This window comes from Enterobacter sp. SECR19-1250 (assembly GCF_013391025.1).
Lineage (GTDB): Bacteria > Pseudomonadota > Gammaproteobacteria > Enterobacterales > Enterobacteriaceae > Enterobacter > Enterobacter cloacae.
Map to the genome: position 1 here is coordinate 26,432 of NZ_JACASJ010000051.1, position 7,954 is coordinate 34,385.

Below are 7,954 nucleotides of genomic sequence, written 5' to 3' on the forward strand. Positions count from 1 at the left end.
GAGCATGAGATTGAAGCCCTTAGTGACCGCGCTCTGTGCTGGCGCGCTGCTTGCCGCAACACCGTTTGCGCAGGCGAAAGATCTGAAGTCCATCGGCGTAACGGTGGGTGACCTGGCCAACCCGTTCTTCGTGCAGATCACCAAAGGTGCCGAGCTGGAGGCGCGCAAGCTGGCGGGGGATAACGTCAAAGTGACGCTGGTCTCCAGCGGGTACGATCTGGGCCAGCAGGTGGCGCAGATCGACAACTTTATTGCCGCCAAAGTGGACATGATCATCCTCAACGCCGCAGATTCTAAAGGGATCGGCCCGGCGGTGAAACGCGCGAAAGAGGCCGGGATCGTGGTGGTCGCGGTTGACGTGGCGGCAGAAGGTGCAGACGCGACGATCACCTCCGATAACACCCAGGCGGGCGAAATGGCCTGTAAGTACATCACCGACCGCCTGAACGGCAAAGGCAATGTAGTGATCATCAACGGACCGCCGGTCTCTGCCGTCCAGAACCGTGTGGAAGGTTGCCAGACAGAGTTCAAAAAACACCCGGATATCAAAGTGCTCTCCGATAACCAGAACGCCAAGGGCAGCCGCGAAGGGGGTCTGGAAGTCATGACCTCGCTGCTGGCGGCCAATCCGAAGATCGATGGCGTCTTCGCGATTAACGATCCGACCGCGATCGGTGCCGATCTGGCGGCGAAACAAGCGCAACGCAACGAGTTCTTTATCGTTGGTGTGGACGGTAGCCCGGACGGCGAAGAAGCCCTGAAGCGGGAAAACTCCCTGTTTGTGGCGACGCCGGCACAAGATCCGCAGGTCATGGCGGCAAAAGCGGTTGAGATCGGCTATGACATTCTACAGGGCAAACCGGCACCGAAAGAGCCTGTGCTGATCCCGGTGACGATGATCGATAAAAAGAACGTCGGCACGTATAAGGGGTGGACGGTTAAGTAACAATTGCGCGGCCCGATGCCCTCACCCTAACCCTCTCCCACAGGGAGAGGGGACTGGGCCGACAAAAAACACAAGGAGTCTCCATGAAACGCTCCGAAATCAACGAAATCCTCGGCCACACGCGGCAGTTTTTCTCCATGCACGACGTGCATCTCCCCCCTTTTGCCAGCTTCCCACCCACAAAATGGCAACAGCTCGATCAGGCCGCCTGGCAGGAAGTGTTTGATCTTAAGCTCGGTTGGGACGTAACAGCCTTTGGCGGCAGCAGCTTTGCCGCGCAGGGGCTCACGCTGTTTACCCTGCGCAACGGCTCACCAAACGGCACGCCGTATGAAAAATGCTACGCCGAAAAAATCATGCACGTACGCGACGGTCAGCTCACGCCCATGCATTTTCACTGGCGCAAACGGGAGGACATCATCAACCGCGGCGGTGGAAATCTCATTATTGAGTTATGGAATGCCGGTGCACATGCAGAGACCGAAAACACGGACGTCACCGTCACGATAGACGGTTGCCAGCAGACCCACGCACCCGGCAGCCAGCTGCGCCTTACACCTGGGGAGAGCATCTGCCTGACGCCCGGCCTGTACCACAGTTTCTGGGGTGAACGCGGTTTTGGCGACGTGCTGGTGGGCGAAGTGTCATCGGTCAATGACGATGAACACGACAACCACTTTTTGCAGCCCGTTGCCCGCTATAACAACATCGAAGAAGACGAACCGGCGGTGCTGGTACTGTGCAACGAGTACAACCTGTTTCGGATATAAGGGGTAAATGATGCCATTGATTTCTCTTGCCGACGGTCTTGCGCACGCCAGGCAACATCGCTACGCGCTGGGCGCGTTCAACGTTCTCGACACCCACTTCCTGCGCGCCCTGTTTGCCGCGGCGAAGCAGGAGCGCTCGCCTTTTATCATCAACATCGCCGAAGTGCATTTTAAATATGTGTCGCTGGAGTCGCTTGTCGAAGCGGTTAAGTTCGAAGCCGCCCGCCACGCGATCCCCGTGGTACTCAACCTTGACCACGGCCTGCACTTTGACGCCGTGGTGCGCGCCCTGCGCTTAGGGTTCAGTTCCGTGATGTTCGATGGCTCGACACTGAGCTACGAGGAGAATATTCGTCAGACGCGTGAAGTGGTGAAGATGTGTCACGCGGTGGGCGTGTCGGTGGAGGCAGAGTTAGGCGCCGTCGGTGGCGATGAAGGCGGAGCGCTCTACGGCCATGCGGATGAAGCGTACTTTACCGACCCGCAGCTGGCACGGGAATTTGTCGATTCAACCGGCATTGACGCGCTGGCCGTCGCCATTGGCAACGCACACGGCAAATACAAGGGCGAGCCAAAGCTCGATTTCCCCCGTCTGGACGCCATTCGCCAGCAGACCGGCCTGCCACTGGTACTGCACGGCGGCTCCGGGATCAGCGATGCTGATTTTCGTCGCGCCATTGAACTTGGTATTCATAAAATCAATTTCTATACCGGCATGTCCCAGGCCGCGCTTTCCGCCGTTGAGCAGCGTATGGCCAACCGCCAGCCGCTGTACGATGAGTTTGCCGAGCTGCTGCTGGGCATAGAAGAGGCGATTACCGATACGGTCGCCGAACAGATGCGCATCTTTGGCAGCGCGGGGCAGGCATAATGGAACGCAAAGGGATCATCGCCGCGGGCAATATGCTGGTGGATCACGTTCACCAGATCGTGCAATGGCCGGAACGCGGCTGGCTGGCAGAAATTACCCACAGCGAGCGTTCCACCGGCGGCGCGCCGCTCAACGTCCTGCTGACGCTGGCGAAAATGCACGTCGGCCTGCCGCTGCAGGCGGTGGGGCTGATTGGCGAAGACAGCGACGGGGACTACATTCTGGCAATGCTCGACCAGTATCACGTCAATCGGCAGCGCGTACAGCGCACCACCTTTGCGCCAACCTCCATGTCGCAGGTGATGACCGACCCCAGCGGACAGCGCACCTTTTTCCACTCTCCCGGGGCCAACCGCCTGCTGGATCTCCCCGCGTTTGACCGTCTCGACGGCACAATGAAAATCTTCCACCTCGGCTACCTGCTGCTGCTCGACAGTCTGGATATGCCAGATGACGAATACGGCACCCGCAGCGCACGGCTGCTGGCGCAGATGCGCGAGCAGGGGTATGAAACCTCGCTCGATCTGGTCTCCCGTAAGGGCGATCCGCGCTATCAGCCGCTGGTCCTCCCTGCCCTGCGTCATCTCGATTATCTGGTCATTAACGAACTGGAAGCCGGAGAATTTAGCGGCCTTGAGATGCGCGACGGCAACGACGCACCGCACGTTGCCCACATCGCTGAAGCCGCCGCGCAGCTGCTGGCGGCAGGCGTCCGGCAACGGGTGGTGATCCACTGCCCGGAAGGTGCCTGGGGAGAAGCCGCAAACGAAGAAGGACGCTGGATCCCCTCATGGAGGCTGACTCAGGAGGAGATTATTGGCAGCGTCGGCGCGGGCGACGCCTTTTGTGCCGGTTTCTTATATGGCTGTCATGAATCGCTGCCGCTGGCAGAGAGTATTTACCTGGCGCATGCCTGCGCCCGGGCAAGCCTGCTGGCCGCGAATGCCATTGATGGAGCAAAAACGCTGGAGGAATTGACGCGCTTTATTCAGGAGAGCAGCGCCTAAATTAACAAAAATTGCGATTTTTGATTACAGTTCTATGAATTTTGCATAGCCGAACTACACTCTCTGCGTCTGGCACATTCGGCGTGGGCAACATATTGCCCACACGCTTTTCCGAAATGAGAGATACAGAGGACAAGGAAAAATGTTCGCAGCAATTATCATCGCTATATTTATTATCAGTGTTATTTATGCGCATTCGCGCGGCAAAGAAAAACAGACGCTTTCCCGTCAACTTTTCGACCACTCCACCTTTATGGCGCCCATCAATATGTTTATGACGGCGTTCTCTTCGCTGCCCGCCAGACAGCCCTTTTTTGAAACCGAGCGCTTTCCGGAATTAAATAAACTGACGGAAAACTGGGAGGTCATTCGCGAAGAGGCGCTGCGTTTGCAGGATCATATTAAGGCGGCACAAAATCATAACGATGCCGGTTTTAACACCTTCTTTAAACGCGGCTGGAAACGGTTTTACCTCAAATGGTATGCCGATGCGCATCCCTCGGCTCAGACCCTGTGCCCCGTTACGACACAACTGGTGAGTGAGATCCCATCCGTGAAAGCGGCAATGTTTGCCGAACTCCCGGCGGGCGCGAAGCTCGGCAAGCATCGCGATCCTTACGCCGGCTCGGTTCGTTACCATTTAGGCCTGGTCACGCCAAATGACGATCGCTGCTTTATAGAGGTTGACCAGCAGCGCCACAGCTGGCGTGACGGTGAGGCTGTCATCTTTGATGAAACTTACGTGCACTGGGCGGAGAATAAATCGGATCACACGCGGATTATTCTCTTCTGCGATATCGAACGTCCGATGAAATGGCGCTGGGCGCAGGCGGTTAACCACTGGGTCGGGACAACGCTGATGTCAGCGGCCAGCTCCCCCAATGACGATAACGACCGCACCGGGGGAATTAACCGTATCTTCAAATATGTGCACGCCGGGCGAGAACGCGGTCAGCGTCTGAAGAAGCGTAATCGAAAGCTCTATTACGCACTGAAGTACCTGGTCATCACGGCGATTTTCGCCGCGCTTATTGTCGCTGCCATAACGTAAGCACTCATGCCGCCCGATCGGGATGACAGACATCGGCGGCAAAGACGTAGCCCAGCCCGCGGATCGTTTTGATTAATGCGGGCTGGTGCGGATTGGCTTCGATTTTCCGGCGCAGGCGCATGATCAACACGTCGATGGTGCGGTCAAACACATCGGCACTTTCGCTGTGGGTCAGCTCAAGCAGCTGCTCGCGGCTCAGTACCCGGCGGGCATTCTGGGTAAGCGCCAGCAGCAGGCCGTATTCACCCTGGGTCAACGGTACGGGGTTACGCTGCGGATCGATCAGTTCGCAGCGGGTGGTATCCAGCGTCCAGCCATTAAAAGCAATGCCCGCCACTCGTGGCGCGGGCGTGTCGGCCGCCAGCGCTCCGGTACGCCTGAGCACGGCTTTAACCCGGGCGACCACCACACGCGGATTAAACGGTTTGCCAATGTAGTCGTCGGCACCCATCTCCAGCCCTACCACCACGTCAGACTCACTCCCCAGCCCGGTAAGCATCACTACCGGCAGATCCGGGCGTTGCTTTTGCAACTGCAGCAGGACCTGCAGGCCGTTGATATCCGGCAGCATCATGTCCAGCAGGACCAGGGCAATTCCCGGTTCCTGATGAACCCGGTTCAGTGCGTCCTGTCCGTTATGGCAGACGAGCACCGTAAAGACGTGCTCGCTGAGCACATCCTGCAGCAGCTCGCACACTGCCGTATCGTCATCAACCACCAGAATCGCCGGTTTCATCGCATGCTTCCGTCAGGGGATTATGTTAAGTCTGAACTATTCTGCCGTCGGCTCCAGCCAAATGGATTTTTACGTGACGGAATTACAACCCATGTCACATCCGCTGCCTTTTCGACACGTCAATTTTGACGATTGCCTGCTTTTCGTCAGGGTTTTGCCAGGAGAACGCCCGTAAAGTCGAGTGATACCCACACTAAAAACATGGCATAAAAGCTGCATTATGGCTGCGAAATGATTAACTGGAGCAGACTGATGAAAAAAGTCGTCACGGTTTGCCCTTATTGTGCCTCAGGTTGCAAGATCCACCTGGTGGTCGATAACGGCAAAATCGTCCGGGCGGAGGCCGCACAGGGGAAAACCAACCAGGGCACGCTGTGCCTGAAAGGGTACTACGGCTGGGATTTTATTAACGATACCCAAATCCTCACCCCGCGCCTGAAAACCCCCATGATCCGCCGTGAACGCGGTGGCAAGCTGGAAGCCGTCTCGTGGAACGAGGCGCTGGACTACGTCGCCACCCGCCTGAGCGCCATTAAGGCTAAATATGGCCCGGATGCGATCCAGACCACCGGGTCATCACGCGGGACGGGTAACGAAACCAACTATGTAATGCAAAAATTCGCGCGCGCCGTTATTGGAACCAATAACGTCGACTGCTGCGCTCGCGTCTGACACGGCCCATCGGTTGCAGGTCTGCACCAGTCGGTCGGAAACGGCGCAATGAGTAATGCAATTAACGAGATAGACAACACCGATCTCGTCTTTATCTTCGGCTATAACCCGGCGGATTCTCACCCGATTGTCGCGAACCACGTTATTCGCGCCAAACAGAACGGGGCGAAAATCATCGTCTGCGATCCGCGCAAAATCGAAACGGCACGTATTGCAGATATGCACATCGCGTTGAAAAACGGCTCGAACATCGCGCTGTTGAACGCCATGGGGCACGTCATTATTGAGGAGAACCTCTACGACCAGGCGTTTGTCGCCACCCGTACGGAAGGTTTTGAAGAGTATCGGAAAATTGTCGAAGGCTATACGCCAGAATCTGTCGAAGCGATCACCGGCGTCAGCGCGCAGGAGATCCGTCAGGCAGCAAGGATGTACGCCGGAGCGAAAACCGCCGCCATTCTGTGGGGCATGGGCGTGACCCAATTCTATCAGGGCGTGGAAACCGTGCGTTCCCTGACCAGCCTCGCCATGCTGACCGGCAACCTTGGCAAGGCACACGTCGGGGTGAACCCGGTACGCGGTCAGAACAACGTGCAGGGTGCCTGCGATATGGGTGCGCTGCCGGACACCTATCCGGGCTATCAGTACGTGAAGTTCCCGGAAAACCGCGCGAAGTTTGCCAAAGCGTGGGGCGTGGAAAGTTTGCCGGAGCACACCGGGTATCGCATCAGCGAGCTGCCGCACCGGGCGGCACATGGTGAAGTGCGGGCGGCTTACATCATGGGCGAAGATCCTCTCCAGACCGACGCCGAGCTCTCTGCGGTGCGTAAAGGGTTTGAGGATCTGGAGCTGGTGATTGTTCAGGACATCTTTATGACCAAAACCGCGGCAGCGGCGGATGTGATTTTACCGTCAACGTCCTGGGGCGAGCATGAAGGGGTTTACACGGCGGCAGACCGTGGCTTCCAGCGCTTCTTTAAAGCGGTGGAGCCGAAGTGGGATCTGAAAACCGACTGGCAAATCATCAGCGAAATTGCCACCCGCATGGGTTATCCGATGCACTACAACAACACTCAGGAGATCTGGGACGAGTTGCGGCATCTGTGTCCGGACTTCTACGGTGCAACCTATGAAAAAATGGGTGAACTGGGGTATATCCAGTGGCCGTGCCGGGATGAGTCTGAGGCCGACCAGGGCACGTCGTATCTCTTTAAAGAGAAATTCGACACCCCAAATGGGCTGGCACAGTTCTTCACCTGCGACTGGGTTGCCCCCATTGATAAACTCACTGATGAGTATCCAATGGTGCTTTCCACCGTGCGTGAAGTGGGCCACTACTCCTGTCGTTCGATGACCGGCAACTGCGCGGCGCTGGCAGCGCTGGCGGATGAGCCAGGTTATGCACAGATCAACACCGCCGACGCTGAACGTCTTGGCATTGAAGACGAAGCGCTCGTATGGGTGAACTCGCGTAAAGGCAGGATCATTACCCGTGCGCAGGTCAGCGATCGTCCCAACAAAGGGGCGGTGTACATGACCTATCAGTGGTGGATTGGCGCCTGTAACGAACTGGTGACGGAGAACTTAAGCCCGATAACCAAAACGCCGGAGTATAAGTACTGCGCCGTACGCGTGGAGCCGATTGCGGATCAGCACGCTGCGGAACAGTATGTGATCGACGAATATAACAAGCTGAAAGCCCGCTTGCGCGAAAGTGCGATGGGATAATGATATTATTTAATTGATGAATAAAGGGAGTGAAATATTCACTCCCTTTTTATTTCCGCCTAACTCATTAAAAATATCAATTATTAATCTTGAAAGCTGCTCGCAGAAATAATGTAAATGGCTTTGTTGAATAAATCAGATTTCGGGTAAGTCTCCCCCGTAGCGGGTTGTGT

Annotated in this window: 7 protein-coding genes; 6 read left to right on the top strand and 1 reads right to left on the bottom strand. The window is 56.6% G+C overall.

Features of this window, described 5'->3' with window-relative positions:
• The first annotated feature begins 4 nt into the window (after positions 1-4).
• The 5 genes from HX884_RS14485 (at position 5) to lpxO (ending at position 4,645) form a co-directional block, all read left to right on the top strand.
• The gene (locus HX884_RS14485) at positions 5-946 is read left to right on the top strand and encodes an ABC transporter substrate-binding protein (RefSeq protein WP_013095094.1); all 942 of its coding nucleotides are present in this window, start codon (positions 5-7) and stop codon (positions 944-946) included.
• A gap of 83 nt (positions 947-1,029) precedes the next feature.
• A complete protein-coding gene (locus tag HX884_RS14490; protein ID WP_013095092.1) occupies positions 1,030-1,716 on the top strand; it encodes a D-lyxose/D-mannose family sugar isomerase in 687 nt (228 codons plus the stop codon).
• A gap of 10 nt (positions 1,717-1,726) precedes the next feature.
• On the top strand, positions 1,727-2,587 hold the full coding sequence (locus HX884_RS14495) for a ketose 1,6-bisphosphate aldolase (protein WP_045294831.1): 861 nt from the start codon (positions 1,727-1,729) through the stop codon (positions 2,585-2,587).
• Entirely contained in the window at positions 2,587-3,594 is a 1,008-nt protein-coding gene (locus HX884_RS14500; protein WP_047351897.1) for a carbohydrate kinase family protein, read from the top strand. The genes HX884_RS14495 and HX884_RS14500 overlap by 1 nt, the downstream gene beginning before the upstream one ends.
• 142 nt (positions 3,595-3,736) lie before the next feature.
• Complete coding sequence (gene lpxO, locus HX884_RS14505; protein WP_023622256.1) at positions 3,737-4,645, top strand: lipid A hydroxylase LpxO; 909 nt, start codon at positions 3,737-3,739, stop codon at positions 4,643-4,645.
• A gap of 4 nt (positions 4,646-4,649) precedes the next feature.
• Here lpxO and HX884_RS14510 read toward each other — a convergent pair whose 3' ends face one another.
• Positions 4,650-5,381: a response regulator gene (locus tag HX884_RS14510; protein WP_013095088.1), complete on the bottom strand. Its 732-nt coding sequence runs from the start codon at positions 5,379-5,381 to the stop codon at positions 4,650-4,652.
• A gap of 252 nt (positions 5,382-5,633) precedes the next feature.
• Here HX884_RS14510 and fdhF point away from each other — a divergent pair, with 252 nt between their 5' ends.
• Positions 5,634-7,781, top strand: coding sequence for a formate dehydrogenase subunit alpha (gene fdhF, locus HX884_RS14515; protein WP_077681898.1), 2,148 nt, complete (start codon positions 5,634-5,636; stop codon positions 7,779-7,781).
• Positions 7,782-7,954: the final 173 nt, after the last annotated feature.